This is a genomic window from Paractinoplanes rishiriensis, from assembly GCF_016862375.1.
In the GTDB taxonomy this organism is placed as follows: Bacteria; Actinomycetota; Actinomycetes; order Mycobacteriales; family Micromonosporaceae; genus Actinoplanes; species Actinoplanes rishiriensis.
This window is the reverse complement of the sequence record NZ_BOMV01000089.1, coordinates 29,814-44,881: the sequence shown is the minus strand read 5'-3', so window position 1 is coordinate 44,881 and position 15,068 is coordinate 29,814. Positions and strand designations below refer to the sequence as shown.

The window sequence follows — 15,068 nt, the reverse complement described above, 5'->3', positions numbered from 1 at the left end:
ACCTTAACGGTGTTAGGTTGGTGCTCGTGGCCCACATGCGCATCCAGGTGGACAGCGACCGCGGCACCGCCCGCCGGGTCCTGGCGCTGCACCGGGCCGGCAAGGCCCACCCCGAGTCCCGCGACGCCGCCCGCGCCGAGGTGTGGCGGCTCGGGCGCACGCCGGCCGGCGAACCGGTCTTCGTCGGCGTCACCAACGGCGAGCCGGTCCGCCTGATCTACGAGATCGAGGTCTACCTGGACGCCGGGTAGACCCGGCGGCGCTTCCAGGCCACGTCGAGGCCGATGCTCACCAGGATGACGCCGAGCAGGGTCACCATCGAGGCGGGCGCGTGGATGAGATCGGTGAGCACGAACGTCACCAGGACCACACCGGCCGTGGCGACCGCCAGGATGAGCATCACGACGCTGGCGCCGGTGTCGGCGCGTACCCGGAAATGGGCGGCGGTCACCAGGATGAAGATCAGCAGGGCCACCGCGCTGCCGATCGAGGCGATCGCGGTCAGCTTGAACAGCAACGCCAGGGCGAGACAGATCGCGGCCTGGATGAGCAGGCCGTTCGAGGCCCGCCCGGTGGTCCGGGCCATCACCGGCGGGAACTGGCCGGTGGCCGCGAGCCGGTCGCTCAGGCCGGCCGCCGGATAGAGGCCGGCGTTGGTGGCACCCGCGGTGGCGAAGATGGCGGTGATCGACATCAGCCAGTAACCGGCGGTGCCGAGCGAGGGCTCGGCGGCCACCGCGAGGGCGGTGCCACCCGAGGAGATCACCTCGCCGACGGTCAGCGTGCCGAAGACGCCGACCGCGATGGCGACGTAGATGACCGTGGCGATGGCGAGCGCCAGGAACATCGCCCGGGGCAGTTGGCGGGACGGCTGGGCCAGGTCCTTGGCGGTGAACGTGATGATGCCGAAGCCCAGGAACGCGAAGAAAGTGAGCGCGACGCTGGACACGATGTCGCGCACCGGCGGATAACCGGACGGCGCCAGCAGGTCCGGCGTCATGTTCGTGAGGGTCACCACGGCGAACAGCACCAGGATGCCGAGCACCACGTACACGATCACGGTCTGCGCCCGGGCCACCAGCGTGGAGCCGACCACGTTCACCACGGTCATCGCGACGATGACGAACGCGGCGAAGAACTTGGCCCAGCCGGCGCTGCCACCGCTGAACATGTCGCTGGCGTAGCTGCCGAAGGAGACCGCGACCATCGCCGTGACGATGGCGTTCGCGGTGTACGTGAGCCAGGCCGTGACCCCGGTGACGTGGCCGTCGCCGAACCCCTTGGCGACGTACTCGAGCAGGCCGCCGGCGCTCGGATAGCGGGCGCCGAGCCGGGCGAACGAGTAGCCCTGCAGCGCCGCGACCGCCCCGGCGATCAGGAACGACAGCCAGACCGCGGCACCGGCCACCTCGCCGGCGGCGCCGAGCAGGGCGAAGATCCCCGCGCCCACCATCGACCCGACCCCGATGAACGCGGCCTGGCGCACGGACAGGTATGTCGTTGTCATCGCGGCCTCCCGGTAACGTTCTAACCGGTGGGGCAGCCGGGTCACGTCATCCGCAGAGGATGTGAATCCGGATACTGGTGGCGCCCGGCCGGGTGTGCAGCCGCACCAGGTCGCACAGCTGGTTGACCAGCAGCAGGCCGCGCCCGCTGGGCTGCCGGGCCGGCGGCGGGACCCGGCCGGCCATCGGGTCGGCCAGGTGCCCGGTGTCGTCGACCTGGCAGGCCATCAGGCCCGGCTCGGGCCAGACGGCTATCCGGCCGCCGCCGCCGGTGTGGGTGATGGTGTTGGCGGCCAGTTCGTGCGCGGCCAGCATCAGCTCGGCGGCCCGCGCGGCGGACAGCACCCCCGCTGACTGCCGGCGCACGAACGCGCGCACGTCGGCCAGGTCGGCGCCGGTGGCGTACGGCATCGTGGCGGCGCCGTCGGGCGGTGGCGGCAGCGGCACGTTGTACCGGGCCGCGGTGCGCAGCGGCTCCTCGTAGCGGTCGTTCGGCATCCGGTTGCCGTGCTCGATCAGGACCGGGTGGGTGCGCCGGGCGTCGTCGACCATGGCGGCGTCCAGGCAGCTGGTGTCGTACGGGCACAGGATGGTGGCGTCCCGGCCGGCGAAGGCGACGTTGATCAGCGCCTCGTGGGTGGCGCACGCCGGGTATTCCAGGGCGGAGCGCCCGGGCCACACCGGTTCGCCGACGATCGAGACGCGGGTGTCGGCGTGTTCCGCGGCGAACTGGAGCAGGACCGACGGGATGATCCGGCCCGGGTTGCGGCCGGACTCGCTGATGTCGGCGAACGCGACCCCGGCCTCCTCGCCGGCCAGCGCAGCGCGGAGCAGGGTCAGATGGTCGCCCGGCACCGCCACCAGCACCCGGTCGCCATCGGCGCGGGCGGCGCGGACGAAGCCGGTGGTGCCGGCCAGGTATTCGTCCGAGGTGCGGTACAGCAGGGCGGGATGGTCGAATGTGGACGCTCTCACAGCGCCTCCACGATGAGGTCCGGCACCTCGCCGGCATGGTGGAAGTCGAGCAGCCGCAGCACGGCCGGGGAGCAGCCGACCAGGCGGATCCGGCCGGCGCCGCTGTCGGCGGCGGCCACCAGGATCCGGACCGAGGCGGTGTCGGCGAAGGTGAGGTCGGTCAGGTCGACCGTGACCTCCGGCCCGCCGTCGTCGAACAGGTGCTCGACCAGGGTGGTCAGTGCGATCCGGTTGGACAGGTCGACCTCGCCGGACAGCCGCACGCCTCTCGGGTTGCGGGTGCGGGCGATCCGCAGCGAGGTGCCGGGGTCGTAAGCCGACCCGGTCGAGGCCGCGCCGTGGTGGGCCCAGGAGAGCCGGCGCAGCTCCAGAGGATCGAAGACACGGCGGTCGTACGCGCACACGCCGGCGACGTGCCCGCCGAGGAAGACGGTGTTCACCTGGGCCTCGTACCACGGCAACCGGTCCCGGCCGGGTATGCCGCGGGTCGCCCAGGTCATGTCGCCGACCACCCGGATGCCCAGGTAGCCGGCGGCCAGCGCGTCGGCGATCTGCCGGTGCCACAGCGCGATGGTGGCCTCCGGGTCGAAGTGGCCGCAGGCCAGGTACGAGCTTTCCGCGGACTGCACGATAAGCTGCCCGGCCGCGGTGGCCGGGCCGGTGCCGATGCCGTGCCGGGTCAGGCCGGCCAGCACGCTCGCCGGGTCGTCGCCGCAGTAGTGCACCTGATGGCGGGCCTGGAGCCCGGCGCGCACGAACCCGGCGATCGCCTCCATCCGGACGGCGTCGTCGTCGACGGCCCAGCAGACATGGTCACCGAGGGCGACCCGGTCCAAGAGCGGTAACCCGCCCACGATCCTCCCTAGTCATCGCCCCAGCGGGGTGCGCTAACACGGTACGCCGCGCCGGGTGCACCGGCGCTACCTCGGGAGAGTGACCGGAAAAGGCTGGCACATCAGGTCTTCGACACGTACTCCGGATTGGCCGCGGCGAACTCCGCGACGGTGTCGTTGCGGGCCGCCCGCAGCAGGGCCAGGCTGTCGTCGCTGAGCACCTCGACGCTGCCCACGCCGGGCACCTGCCGGCTGTTGAACTTGCCCTCGTTGGTCTTGAGGGTGACCAGGTCGTCCGGGTTGATGCCCTTCATCGCGAACACCCAGTCCTCCAGCGAGATGCCGCCGGAGTCGACCGTCATGGTCTGCCCGAACGCCTTGACCAGGCCGGGCAGCTTGGTCGGCGAGGCCAGCCCGTCGTCGATCGCCTGCTTGATGATGGCCTTGAAGAACAGCTGCTGGTTGCGCTGCCGGCCGTAGTCGAAGTCGCGGTTCTCCAGCAGGTCGCGCTGCCGCACGAAGTCGAGCGCCTCGGTCGGGTTGAAGCAGCGGTCGCCCTTCTCGTAGAAGTTCGCGGTCACGCCACGGACCTTGGAACGCACCGAGCCGTCCTTGTTGAGCACGTACGGGACGGCGAACTCGCCGGTCTCGTTGTCCACCCCGCGATGCACCGAGGTGACGTTCTGCTCGACCTTCATGCAGACCTTGCCGAGCACGTTGACCACGTTGCGGAAGCCCTGGAAGTCGATGATCGCGCCGGCGTCCGGGGTGATGCCGGTCAGGTCCTTGATCGTCAGCGAGAGCAGTTCGAAGCCGCCGGACAGCGCCTCCGGTCCGGTCAGGCCGCGGCTGCCGAAGAAGAACGCGGAGTTGATTTTGTTCTCACCGCCGGCGAACCGCTGCGCGCCGTTGTCGTACGCCGGAATCTCGACGAAGCTGTCCCGGGGCAGCGAGATCAGGTAGCCGGACTGGTGGTCGGCCGGAATGTGCAGCAGGATGATCGAGTCGGAGCGGGTGCCGGCCTTGGGCAGCGCGTCCTTCCGGGCGTCGATGCCGACCAGCAGGATGTTCTTGGCACCCTTGATCGACGCGCGCTTGGCCTGTGACCGCGAGGAGCCGAGCAGGGCCTGCTGCGACACCGAACTGGTGGCGGCGCCGACGGTGACCTGCAGGGCCACCACCGATCCGCCGGCCACCACGGCCAGCAGGGCACCGAGCGTGACGCACCACCGGGCCCAACTGGGGGTACGGCGGCGGCGATAGCGCACGGCGGGTCGTCTCCTCAAGATCATCTTCCTTTCGCCCGGCGATCCGTCCCTAACCAACACGGATCCGGCGGCCCGGCAGATCGGTGCTGCCCGATAAGAGTTCGGTGTGAACTTTCTGGCAGCGTCCGCGCCGCCGGTAATTAACCCGTACGCCGCCCGGCGTCCCTAACGTCCCGGTCCATGTTCTCCGCACCGGACGTCAGCGTCGTCATCCCGACGCGCAACCGCCCGGACCTGGCCGTCCGCGCCGTCCGCAGCGCCCTCGCGCAGACCCACGAGGCCCTCGAGGTGGTCGTGGTGGTCGACGGCCCGGACCCGGACACGCGCGCCAATCTGGCGGCGGTCGGTGACGAGCGGCTGCGGGTGATCGAGCTGGCCCGGCCCGGCAAGGCACCGAACGCGCGCAACGTCGGTGCCGGCAACGCCCGCGGCCGCTGGACCGCGCTGCTGGACGACGACGACGAGTGGCTGCCCACCAAACTGGAGCGCCAGCTGGAGCTGGCCGCCGCGGCGAACCGGCCGTCGCCGGTGGTCGCCAGCCGGATGATCAGCCGGACGCCGCGCGCCGACACCGTGCTGCCGCGCCGGCTGCCCGCACCCGGCGAGCCGCTCAGCGAATACTTCACCGTCCGGCGTGGCCTGTTCCACGGCGACGGATTCATCCAGACGTCGACCATCCTGGCCCCGACCGAGCTGTTGCGCCGGGTGCCGTTCACCGTGGGCCTGCGCCGCCAGCAGGAACTCGACTGGGCCCTGCGCGCGGTCCGGCACGACGACGTGGAACTGCTCTACGCCGACGAGGCCCTGGTGCTGTGGCACCAGGACGAGGACCGCGACCGGATCAGCCTGGCCAACCCGTGGCAGGACCAGCTCGCCTGGCTGCGCGGCAACCGCGACCTCTTCACGCCGCGCGCGTACGCTGCGTTCACGATGAGCGTGCTCAGCTCGATGGCCGCACCGACCCGCAGCACCCGGGTCTTCCGCGAGCTGCTCGCCGAGGCCCGCACGCACGGCCGCCCCGGCGCCCTCGACTACCTGACCTTCGTGCAGATCTGGACCCTCCCGCCCGGGCTGCGGGCGCAGGTCCGGGACCTGGTGATGGGCCGTCCGGTCGATGCCCGCTGACCCCCGGGTCGTCATCTGGCGCAGCGCGCTGCTCGGCGGCTCCGAGACGTTCGTGCGCAACCACGGCGACGCGCTGACCCGCTGGCAGCCGGTCTACGTCGGCGCGACCCGGACCGCGTCGCCCCTGTCCCGCGCCGCCGACCTGGTCGCGTTCCCCTCTCCCCGGTCTTTTCTGCGGCTGCGCCTCACCGGCAGCTCACCCCGGCTGGGCAGGCTGCTCGGCACGACCGGCGCCCGCCTGGTGCACGCCCACTTCGGCGGCGACGGCTGGCTGGTCAGCAGGGAGGCGGCGCGGCTCGGCCTGCCGCTGGTGGTCACGGTCCACGGCCATGACGTCACCAGGCAGCCGGCCAGCCCCGGCCTGCACGGCCTGCGGTACCGCCACCACCTGCGCACGGTCTTCCGCCGGGCCGCCGTGATCATCGCGGTCTCCGAGGTGATCCGCGACCGGGCCGTCGCGTGCGGCGCCGACCCCGCCAAGGTCCGGGTGCACTACACCGGCGTGCCGGTGCCCGCCGAGGTGCCCGACCGCCGCAAGGAGTGGGACGTAGCGTTCGTCGGCCGCTTCGTCGAGAAGAAGGGCGTCGACGACCTCCTCGCGGCCCTCGCTGCGCTCGGTCCCACTCGGCCCCGGACCGTCCTGCTGGGTGCCGGGCCGATGCTTTCCACGATGCGGGCGTACGCCGCGGCACTGGGCGTGGACGCGACTTTCCTGGGCGCGCAGCCGCCCGAGCAGGTGACCCGGGTGCTGACGGCGTCCCGCTTGCTGGCCGCACCCTCCCGCACCGCGCGCGACGGCGACACCGAGGGCCTGCCCACCACGGTCCTGGAGGCGGCCGCGCTGGGCCTGCCGGTGGTGGCCACCACCCACAGCGGCATCCCCGAGGCGGTCACCGACGGCGAAACGGGCCTGCTGGGTCCGGAGGGCGATCGCGCCGCGCTGGCCGCCAACCTGAGCCGCCTCCTGGCCGACGACGTGCTCCGCAAGCGCCTGGGCAGTCAGGCCCGCACCCGGGTAGCCGAACGCTTCAACCTCACTGTCCAAAGCCGCCAGTTGGAAGCCCTCTACGACGAGCTCACCCCAGACTCGCAGAACCGCCCATGATCGGGAAAATTCCCATCGCTCTCCCAGCCCTCCCAGCCCCGGCCAGCCCCGGCCAGCCCGGCCCTCCCAGCCCAGCCCCGGCCCTCCCAGCCCAGCCCCGGCCCTCCCAGCCCAGCCCCGGCCCAGCCCAGCCCTCCAGCCCGGCCCTCCTTAAGGCGAGTAAGGCCGGGGCATATCCGATAAATGCGGCTTTGAACGGATGCCATTGGGCTGCCGGGTTCAGATCTTGGCGATCCGCGGTCATCCGGAACAGCAGATCGACAACATCGCGTCGCGGACGAGCGCCAGCGGGACGTTTGCGGCCAAAGGCGTCGGCGGGCGCTGTGCCACCGGGCGGGACCTGACATCGCGACTGCACCGCACCGTGACGGAGACTCGGCCGGCGGGCAAACTCGTCAGGATTGCGACCCGGCGCCGCTCCCGCGTATCGGACGGGAGACTGGCAGGAAGCGACCCGTCAGGCCCGCCGATTTCGACCGCCCGGAGACACCATATGCGCATTTTGATCCTGACCACCGGGTCTCGTGGCGATGTCGCGCCCTTCACCGGGCTGGGGCAGCGCATTCAGCGGGCCGGCCACGAGGTCGCGCTGGCCACCCACGACCGGTTCGGGGAGCTGGTGCGGGCCTGCGGCCTCGAGCATCGGACGCTGCCCGGTGATCCGGTCGAGCTGTCCCGAGCGCGGACCGCGGCACCCTCGCCGGAAGCGGCGGCCGAGGTCTTCGCCGCATTCATCGACGAGCTGGGCGACGGGGTGCTCGCCGCCGCTGAAGATGGGGCCGACCTGCTGCTCACCGCGTTCGGGCCGGCGCCACTCAGCCGGGTCGTGGCCCGCGGGCTCGGCCTGCGGTGCCTCGGCGTCTACCTCGCGCCGGGCGTGCCCACCCGCGAGTTCCGCCGCCGGGCTGGCCGCCGGCCGGCGACAACCTCGCGGCGGGCCGGGCGGCACAGGCCCGGACCGGCGAGCTCTACGCCGGCGTGCTGCGCCGGTTGCGGGCTCACCTGAACGCGCCCGATGCCGACGACGACGCGACGATCTGCCACGGCTTCAGCCCGGAGGTCGTGCCGCGGCCCGCCGACTGGCCCGCGAACGTGCACGTGACCGGGTACTGGTGGCCGGCCACCCCGCCCCGGTGGGAGCCGCCGGCGCTGCTGGCCGACTTTCTCGCGGCCGGGCCGCCGCCGGTGTTCCTCGGCTTCGGCAGCATGACCGCGGACCAGCTCCACGACGTCGCCGGCACCGCCGTGAAACGGGCCGGGGTGCGCGCCGTCGTCCAGGCCGGCTGGGCCGGGCTCGAGGCCGCCGGAGACGACACGCTGCTGGTCGGCGAGGTGCCACACGAGTGGCTGTTTCCGCGTACGGCTGCCGTTGTCCACCACGCCGGAGCCGGCACCGCCGCGGCGGGCCTGCGCGCCGGAGTGCCCGCCGTCCCGGTGCCGGTGCTGGTCGACCAGCCGTTCTGGGCGGACCGGCTGCACCGCCTCGGGGTGGCGCCGGCCCCGCTGCCGATCCGGGAGCTGACCGCGGAATCGTTGGGCGACTCGCTGCGTACCTGCCTGAAAAATGAGACCTACCGCGACCGCGCCGCCCAGCTCGGCCACCGCATCCGCGCGGAGGACGGCGCGGGCGCCGTGCTCACGTTGATGCGGTAGCGCCGGGTTGGCATCGAGGGCGTGATACGCAGACCGGGTGAATTCCGAACCGCCCTTCTGTGAGCGAGGGGAACCGGACCCAGGCGCGCAAGCGGGTCAGCGCCGACCTCCTCCTGGTCGACCCGGTCTACAAGCCGGGCTGGGACCTGCCGGGCGGAATGGCCGAGGCCGGCGGAGGCTGCCACTCTCCTGCCGGAACGGGTCTGGCGCCGCCTGGAGCGGGCTCTGCTGATCTAATGGCGTCCTGTGGACGAGCAGACGGCGAAGCAGCTGCGGGTCATCCGCGAGGTCACCGGGCTCATGCGGGCGCACGACATTCCGGCATGGCTGTTCGGCGGGTGGGGGCTCGACGCGCGGATCGGGCGGATCACGCGGGCGCACGGTGACGTGGAGTTCTGGGTTGAGCGGGTGCACGCCGAGCGGTCGAAAGCGCTGCTCGTCGAGGCCGGCGCCGAGGCTCTGCCGACGCAGCCGCCGGAGGAGTCCTGCGAGTTCACCCTGGGCGGCGTCGCGTTCAGCACCGCCTACTTCGACCGGCACCCGGACGGCTCGTTCAGCCAGCCGCTGGGACGGTTCGCCGACTGGCTGTTCCCGCCGGGGTCCTTCGGGGACGAGCCGGTGCCGCTCGACGGCACTCCGGTGCTGGCCATGAGCGTTCGCGGCATGCTGGCCATGAAGGAGCAGTTCCCGCAGCTGCGCCACGGCCGGCCGTGGCGGCCCAAGGACATCGCCGACATGGCGGTGCTCCGGGAACTGGCCGCCGAATAGGCCGTCAGGCGGAAATCGCGTCCAGGTCGCGGACGGCGTAGCGGTGGTGCTCCCACTCCTCGTCCATGATGATGTGCAGGCACGCCAGGGTGGTCTCCGGATACTCCGGATTCCACGGGTTGCGGCGCAGCACGGTCAGCTCCTCCGGCGTGACTTTCGCCAGGTAGTCGCGCACCATCGCGACCCGGTCGGCGCGCGCCTCCAGGACCTCGGCGTACGACGGTGTCTCCGTGCTGAAGACCGCCAGGTCGTAGCCGTCGGTCTCGTATTCCGCGTGCGGCTGGCCGATCGGGTGGTAGGGGTGCTCGATCTCGAGGACCGCGCCGCGCAGCCAGGTGTCGGTGGCCATCACCAGGTGGCGCAGGGTCTGCGCGAACGACCACTCGCCGCCCACCGAGACGTCGACCGTGCCGGGCGGCATCGCGGCCACGCGGTCCAGGGTCGCCGCCCAGGTGCGCTCCAGCGCGGCCCAGGCACTGCGCAGGCCGGCCGGGTCGGTGGCCTGCCGTTCGGCGCGGCCGGGGAAGCGGCGGTTGAGCTCCGCGTCGACCAGCGGGAGCACGTCGACGCCGTTGACCCGCAGCGGCTCGCCCTCGAACAGCCACGGCGACTCGATCTCCATGCCGCCCACCAGGACGGAGCGCAGCACGGCGCCGGACAGGTCGGACCGGACGAACCGGGCGCCGCGCAGGTCGGCGTCGGCGAACTCGCGAGACATGAACTTCCCCCTACGTGCGGTGCATTCCGGACGCGGATCGTCCGGAAGCCGGATTACCGTGATCGGCCATGGACATGCTGACGGACGCGCAGATCGCCGAGAGTAGCCTGACCGACTGGCGCAAGCTGGGGCAGGGACTTCACGCCCGTTACCTGATCGGGGACTTCGGCGCGGGGGCGCGGTTCGCCACCGCGGTGGCCGAGGTGGTCGGTCACCTTCCGCGGGTGACCATCGGTTCCGGGTACGTGGACCTCAAGCTGATCAGTGACGACGCCGTCTACCGCGACGACGCGGGCGCCGCGCACCGGGTCGAGTGGGTGACCCGCAACGACGTCGAGTCCGCCCACCGGATCACCGAGATCGCCGCCGAGCACGGCCTGACCGCCGACCCGGCCGGCATCACGGTCGTCGAGCTGGCCCTGGACACCGCGCACGCCGCCACCATCGCCCCGGTGTGGGCGGCACTGCTGACCGGCAGCACCGACGCCCGGGGCCGCGGCACGATCGGCGACGACGTGCGGGACGCCACCGGACGCGTACCCATCCTGTGGTTTCAGGACACCGACGAGCACGACGCCCCGCGCCAGCGGTTCCACCTCGACGTCTGGGTGGCACCCGAGGTTGTCGCGGAGCGGATCGCCGCCGCCGTGGCAGCGGGCGCGACCGTGGTCGACGACAGCCACGCGCCCTCCTTCACGGTGCTCGCCGACCAGGACGGCAACAAGGCGTGCGTCTGCACGACGCCGGTGCGGGAGACGTAGACCCGGTCGCGGCAGCGACCACGAGGCTACTTCCGCCAGGCGCGCCGCAACGCGCGCAGCAGGCCGGTGACGGCCCGGCCCGGCGCGGTCGCCGCGAGGATCGCGTTGAGCTGCCGGGTCCGCCTCAGCTCGGCGTCGCGGGCGGCGATAGTCCGCCGGTGGAACTCGTGTTGGCTGCGCGCCTCGGCCAGCTCCCGGGCGAGCCGGTCGCGGGCCATGGCCAGTTCGCGGACGCCCGCCGGCGCCGGCTCCCCGCCGGGAACCCGGTGCGGCTCCACCTCGCGGCCGGTCATCCCGGCCAGAAGCGCGGTCAGCTCGGCCTCGTCGGCGGGTGACGGCCACAGGTGTACGTCACCGGCCGCGATGACCGCGGCCGCGAACCGGCGCAGCGCCCGCAGCGGCTCCCCCGCCGGTGCGAGGCCGTGCAGGTGGCCGTCGGCGTCCACCACGATCCGGTCGGCCGGCACCCCCGCGACCGGGCTCGCCTGCCAGGTGGTGAGGAGTTCCCGCACGGCCGGCAGCGCCCGTCGCCGGCACGCGGCCAGCAGCAGGTCGGCCAGGGTGCGGCCCAGCGGGACGGGGGTGCCGCCGCCGAGGACCCAGCGCCCGGCGGCATCACGGCGCACGACCGATGGCCCGGGCGCGATCAGCGCCGCCGGGCCGGGAGGGCCGCCCCCGGCCAGGAAGATCCAGCCCGGCGCGAGTTGCGCCGCGAGGTCGTGCCGCAGCGCCCCGACGGCCAGCCGCACGGGATCCGTAAGCACCGCCGGACCTGCCGAAAAAGCCGCGCCGACCGTGGCCTCGAGGAAGCCGCGCAAGCCCACATCCCCCAGGACCGCGTCCGAGAGCAGCACCGCCGGCTCCCCCACACCCGGATAGACGGCGTAGTCGCGGACCACCGGCAACCCGGCCGCGGCGAGGCGGGCCCGCAGCCGCCCCGGCGTGTGCGGCTCGTCGCCCTCCGCCCAGTCCGCGTCGGCGGGCGCCGCCGGGAGCGACACCAGCCGGTCCAGCCCGAACGGATTGGGCACCGTGAGCAGCAACCGCCCACCCGGGCGCAGCACGGCCACCAGCCGCGACAGCGTTTCGTCCCCGGTGCAGTCCGCGGCCTCCGCCGACCCGAGCCGGCCCAGACCGTCGAGCGCCACCACGGTGTCGTACGCCGGCACCGTGGCCAGCTTGTCCAGGCTCCCGCAGCAGATCGCCCACCCCGCCCGGGACGCGTAGCGCTCGGCCAGCGCCTCGGCGTCCGCCACCCCGCGCACCAGCAGCGTCACCGGCGCGGCCGGCAGCGCGTCGAGCAGGTCCGGATCGTGCGGCCCGGCCACCAGCGTCCGGCCGGTGACCCCGGACAGCAGTGACCGCAGCGCCGCTCCCCCGGCCGGCGCTGGGCCGTGGGTGCCGTCCAGGTCGGACCAGACCAGCATCTCGCCGCCGATCAGCTCGACCGTCATCAGGCCGCCACCCCCACCGGCATCGGCCAGCGCAGCAGGCGGCGCAGTTCGGCCGGCGGCAGCAACCGGTCGGCGCCTAGCTCGTCGACGGCGACGGCGCGCGCGACCTCCGGGTCGACCCGGGTGCCGTGCAGGGCGGCCCATTCGCGTTCGATCCGGCGCTGGCCGCCGAACGCCGAGCGCTCCCCGGCCAGCCGCATCGGGTCGCCGTACACCGCGGGCTCGCAACCGGCCAGGATGCCGTAGAGCACCGCGCTGCACAGCCGGTTCGACGCCACCCGCGCGTGCCGGCGCTGCTCGGCGAGTTGCCGGTGCAGGAAGCCGGGGTCGAGGTTGTGCCACCAGCCGCCGCGGTAGCCGTGGCAGATCACCCGGAAGCCGGCCTGCTGGTAGCGCTGCCGCAGCCGCGGGGTGCGGTACTCCTGCCAGTACAGGCACACCGTGACCGGGCCCGGCTCGGTGCGCCGGATCTCGGCGATCAGGCCGTCGTGGTCGCCGACGACGTGCTGGCCCTCCCAGCCGTGGAACGGGTAGTAGATCGTGCCCTCGCGCGGGGCGGCCGGCGGCAACGGCTCCATCGCCAGCAGATACGCGAACGGCGCGCCCACCACGTACAGCTGCCGGCGGCCCAGCGACCACGCCCGCCGGCGGGTGCGCTCGGACCAGAGGAACGACGGGATGCCGGGCACGTACTCGTGGTCGGGCGCCAGGCCGTCGCCGATGTTCCAGCCGTGCTGCAGATAGCCGTGCAGGCGGGGCGGATCGGTGTCGTCGAGTCCGCAGTAGCGCGCCAGCACATGGGAGTGGCCGTAGTAGTGGTTGGCATGATGCACGCCCCATCTCACCGCGGACAGCCGTCGGCTCGGGAAACGGGCGGTGTCCGGCGGATGCTATCTTTGACGGCAGCAGGGCCACGGATGTTGGCGCATCGCCCCCGAGGTCCCTTTCTTCCAGCCGAGAGTCACTGACCCGGCCGGTTTTCCCCACGCCGCGTCAGTCGACCCGGCCTTCTGAGGAGTTCCTCAATGACCCAAACGGCAACACGTACGCCCAAAACAGGTGAGATTCGCGCGGTCGACGCGATGCTGGACATCGTCGACGACCGGGCCTGGCTGCGCGCCGACGGCTACCTGCCCGGCCGGGCCGACATTCCGCTCGCCGGCGGCCAGACACGGGGACTGCGCCGCGGCGACCGGGTCACCGGCTTCGCCCGTATCCCCGCCCCCCGCAAGCCCGCCACCCTGCAGGTCGAGGCGGTCAACGGCCGCCCGCCGGGACGGCGGCCCGACTTCTACCAGCTCACCTCGCTCTACCCGGACCGGCGGCTGCGCCTGGAGACCGAGCCGCACCTGCTCACCACCCGGCTGATCGACCTGGCCATGCCGATCGGCAAGGGGCAGCGGGCGCTGGTGGTGGCGCCGCCCAAGGCCGGCAAGACCGTCATCCTGCAGCAGATCGCGAACGCGGTGGCCCGCAACCACCCGGAGTGCCACCTCATGGTGGTGCTGGTCGACGAGCGGCCGGAGGAGGTCACCGACATGCGCCGCTCGGTCGGCGGCGAGGTGGTGGCCGCGACCTTCGACCGGCCGCCGCAGGACCACGTCGCGGTCGCCGAACTGGCCGTCGAGCGGGCCAAGCGCCTGGTCGAGCAGGGCGCGAACGTGGTGCTGCTGCTCGACTCGATCACCCGGCTGGGCCGCGCGTACAACCTGCTGGCGCCGGGCCGCGGACGCACGCTCTCGGGCGGCCTCGACTCGACCGCGCTGTACCCGCCGAAGCGGTTCCTCGGCGCGGCCCGCAACCTCGAGGAGGGCGGCTCGCTGACGATCATCGCGACCGCACTGGTCGAGAACGGCTCGGCGCTCGACACGCTGATCTTCGAGGAGTACAAGAGCACCGGGAACGCCGAGCTGAAGCTGGACCGCTCGCTGGCCGAGTCGCGGATCTGGCCGGCCATCGACCTGTCCGCGACCGGCACCCGGCACGACGAGACGGTGCTCGGCCGGGCCGAGTCGGCGATCGTGGCGCACGTGCGCCGCGCGCTGTCCGGTCAGGACCGCCGCGACGCCCTGCAGTACCTGCTCGGCCAGCTGCGCGAGAGCCCGACGAACGCCGATTTCCTGCGCCGGGTGGCGCTGACCGTCAGCCGCTGATCCGCAGCCGGCCGGGCTGGTAGGTGACGATGCCCTCGGCGTCCAGGTCGTAGGTGGCGGCGGGACCGTCGCCGGTGACCCGCAGCCGATTTTCGCCGAAGCGCTGGAACGTCGACGGCGCCGGCACCACGGTCAGCCACGGCAGGCGGACCCGGGCCACCGGCACGGTGACCGGGCCGGAGTCCAGCCGCAGGTGACGCAGCGCCCAGCTCAGGAAGATCGGCGAGTCGGCCAGCAGCAGCACGCCCACGCCGGCCAGCCGCGCCGGGTCGTCGATGCCGGCCGCCGGACCGCCGGGTTCGCCGGACTCCTCGACGCCGGCCGTCCAGCCGGCGTCGGTGCGCGACAGCGCCAGGTTGCGCCGCCAGCCGCCGCCCTCGCAGGTGACGGTGAGCGCTCGCACGCGCCAGTCGGCATCCAGGTCGGCGTGCCAGCGGGTGGCGAACGGCTGCGAGCCGCCCACCACGGCCGAGCCGGTGACCACCGACGGGGCCGTGCCGTCGCCGAGCACGAGCTCGGTGCCGACGGTGCCGGTGCGCTGCCAGACCAGGGGTCCGGACGACCGCCGGGTGGCGGCGGGCCGCTGCGCGATGCTGAGTGCCAAGGGTCGCTCCCGTCCTCATCGACGGTGCCCGGCTCCGGGCACCCTGACACCATTGCACTATGTAACCTTTGCCGCCACTTCTCAGGGTGGTTAAGGCGGCGGGAATTTGCCGGTATATCCGGCGGGCCGGTGCCGCTGCGGCACCG

General features: G+C 73.0%; 16 protein-coding genes. 8 read left to right on the top strand and 8 right to left on the bottom strand.

The annotated features are described in order from the left end of the window. Positions 1 to 35: 35 nt before the first annotated feature. Positions 36 to 251 carry a hypothetical protein gene (locus tag Ari01nite_RS40650; RefSeq protein WP_203788871.1) on the top strand — a complete coding sequence of 72 codons (216 nt, stop codon included), beginning with the start codon at positions 36 to 38 and terminating at the stop codon, positions 249 to 251. On the opposite strand, the gene Ari01nite_RS40645 is transcribed toward Ari01nite_RS40650, so the two are convergent. From Ari01nite_RS40645 to Ari01nite_RS40630, 4 genes are all read right to left on the bottom strand, one after another. Beyond that, entirely contained in the window at positions 233 to 1,507 is a 1,275-nt protein-coding gene (locus tag Ari01nite_RS40645) for an APC family permease (RefSeq protein ID WP_203788763.1), read from the bottom strand. The genes Ari01nite_RS40650 and Ari01nite_RS40645 overlap by 19 nt on opposite strands. A 46-nt stretch (positions 1,508 to 1,553) precedes the next feature. Further along, positions 1,554 to 2,480 (bottom strand): sensor histidine kinase, encoded by a 927-nt coding sequence (locus Ari01nite_RS40640; protein ID WP_203788761.1) that lies wholly within the window; start codon positions 2,478 to 2,480, stop codon positions 1,554 to 1,556. Further along, the gene (locus Ari01nite_RS40635) at positions 2,477 to 3,334 is read right to left on the bottom strand and encodes an MEDS domain-containing protein (protein WP_203788759.1); all 858 of its coding nucleotides are present in this window, start codon (positions 3,332 to 3,334) and stop codon (positions 2,477 to 2,479) included. The genes Ari01nite_RS40640 and Ari01nite_RS40635 overlap by 4 nt, the downstream gene beginning before the upstream one ends. A 101-nt stretch (positions 3,335 to 3,435) precedes the next feature. Further along, positions 3,436 to 4,599, bottom strand: a complete 1,164-nt coding sequence (locus Ari01nite_RS40630; RefSeq protein WP_239163440.1) for an LCP family protein — start codon at positions 4,597 to 4,599, stop codon at positions 3,436 to 3,438. A 162-nt stretch (positions 4,600 to 4,761) separates the two neighbouring features. On the opposite strand from Ari01nite_RS40630, the gene Ari01nite_RS40625 reads away from it, so the two are divergent. From Ari01nite_RS40625 to Ari01nite_RS40605, 5 genes are all read left to right on the top strand, one after another. Next, positions 4,762 to 5,706 carry a glycosyltransferase family 2 protein gene (locus tag Ari01nite_RS40625; RefSeq protein ID WP_203788755.1) on the top strand — a complete coding sequence of 315 codons (945 nt, stop codon included), beginning with the start codon at positions 4,762 to 4,764 and terminating at the stop codon, positions 5,704 to 5,706. Continuing rightward, on the top strand, positions 5,696 to 6,811 hold the full coding sequence (locus tag Ari01nite_RS40620) for a glycosyltransferase (RefSeq protein WP_203788753.1): 1,116 nt from the start codon (positions 5,696 to 5,698) through the stop codon (positions 6,809 to 6,811). The genes Ari01nite_RS40625 and Ari01nite_RS40620 overlap by 11 nt, the downstream gene beginning before the upstream one ends. A gap of 493 nt (positions 6,812 to 7,304) precedes the next feature. Further along, positions 7,305 to 7,817, top strand: coding sequence for a glycosyltransferase (locus tag Ari01nite_RS40615; protein ID WP_203788751.1), 513 nt, complete (start codon positions 7,305 to 7,307; stop codon positions 7,815 to 7,817). After that, complete coding sequence (locus tag Ari01nite_RS40610; protein ID WP_203788749.1) at positions 7,802 to 8,464, top strand: glycosyltransferase; 663 nt, start codon at positions 7,802 to 7,804, stop codon at positions 8,462 to 8,464. The genes Ari01nite_RS40615 and Ari01nite_RS40610 overlap by 16 nt, the downstream gene beginning before the upstream one ends. A 246-nt stretch (positions 8,465 to 8,710) precedes the next feature. Continuing rightward, positions 8,711 to 9,232, top strand: a complete 522-nt coding sequence (locus Ari01nite_RS40605; protein WP_203788747.1) for a nucleotidyltransferase domain-containing protein — start codon at positions 8,711 to 8,713, stop codon at positions 9,230 to 9,232. A 4-nt stretch (positions 9,233 to 9,236) separates the two neighbouring features. On the opposite strand, the gene Ari01nite_RS40600 is transcribed toward Ari01nite_RS40605, so the two are convergent. Next, a complete protein-coding gene (locus Ari01nite_RS40600; RefSeq protein ID WP_203788745.1) occupies positions 9,237 to 9,950 on the bottom strand; it encodes a DinB family protein in 714 nt (237 codons plus the stop codon). 68 nt (positions 9,951 to 10,018) lie between these two features. Here Ari01nite_RS40600 and Ari01nite_RS40595 point away from each other — a divergent pair, with 68 nt between their 5' ends. Next, positions 10,019 to 10,711 carry a 4a-hydroxytetrahydrobiopterin dehydratase gene (locus Ari01nite_RS40595; protein WP_203788743.1) on the top strand — a complete coding sequence of 231 codons (693 nt, stop codon included), beginning with the start codon at positions 10,019 to 10,021 and terminating at the stop codon, positions 10,709 to 10,711. A 26-nt stretch (positions 10,712 to 10,737) separates the two neighbouring features. Here the strand turns inward: Ari01nite_RS40595 and Ari01nite_RS40590 are convergent, their stop codons facing one another. Beyond that, the gene (locus Ari01nite_RS40590; RefSeq protein WP_203788741.1) at positions 10,738 to 12,165 is read right to left on the bottom strand and encodes a hypothetical protein; all 1,428 of its coding nucleotides are present in this window, start codon (positions 12,163 to 12,165) and stop codon (positions 10,738 to 10,740) included. Continuing rightward, entirely contained in the window at positions 12,165 to 12,998 is an 834-nt protein-coding gene (locus Ari01nite_RS40585; RefSeq protein ID WP_203788739.1) for a hypothetical protein, read from the bottom strand. Before Ari01nite_RS40585 ends, Ari01nite_RS40590 begins: the two co-directional genes overlap by 1 nt. A gap of 192 nt (positions 12,999 to 13,190) precedes the next feature. Between Ari01nite_RS40585 and rho the strand changes: the two genes are divergently transcribed. Beyond that, the gene (gene rho, locus Ari01nite_RS40580) at positions 13,191 to 14,318 is read left to right on the top strand and encodes a transcription termination factor Rho (protein WP_203788737.1); all 1,128 of its coding nucleotides are present in this window, start codon (positions 13,191 to 13,193) and stop codon (positions 14,316 to 14,318) included. Here the strand turns inward: rho and Ari01nite_RS40575 are convergent. Beyond that, entirely contained in the window at positions 14,308 to 14,922 is a 615-nt protein-coding gene (locus Ari01nite_RS40575; protein WP_203788735.1) for a putative glycolipid-binding domain-containing protein, read from the bottom strand. The two genes, rho and Ari01nite_RS40575, sit on opposite strands and share 11 nt — an antisense overlap. Positions 14,923 to 15,068: the final 146 nt, after the last annotated feature.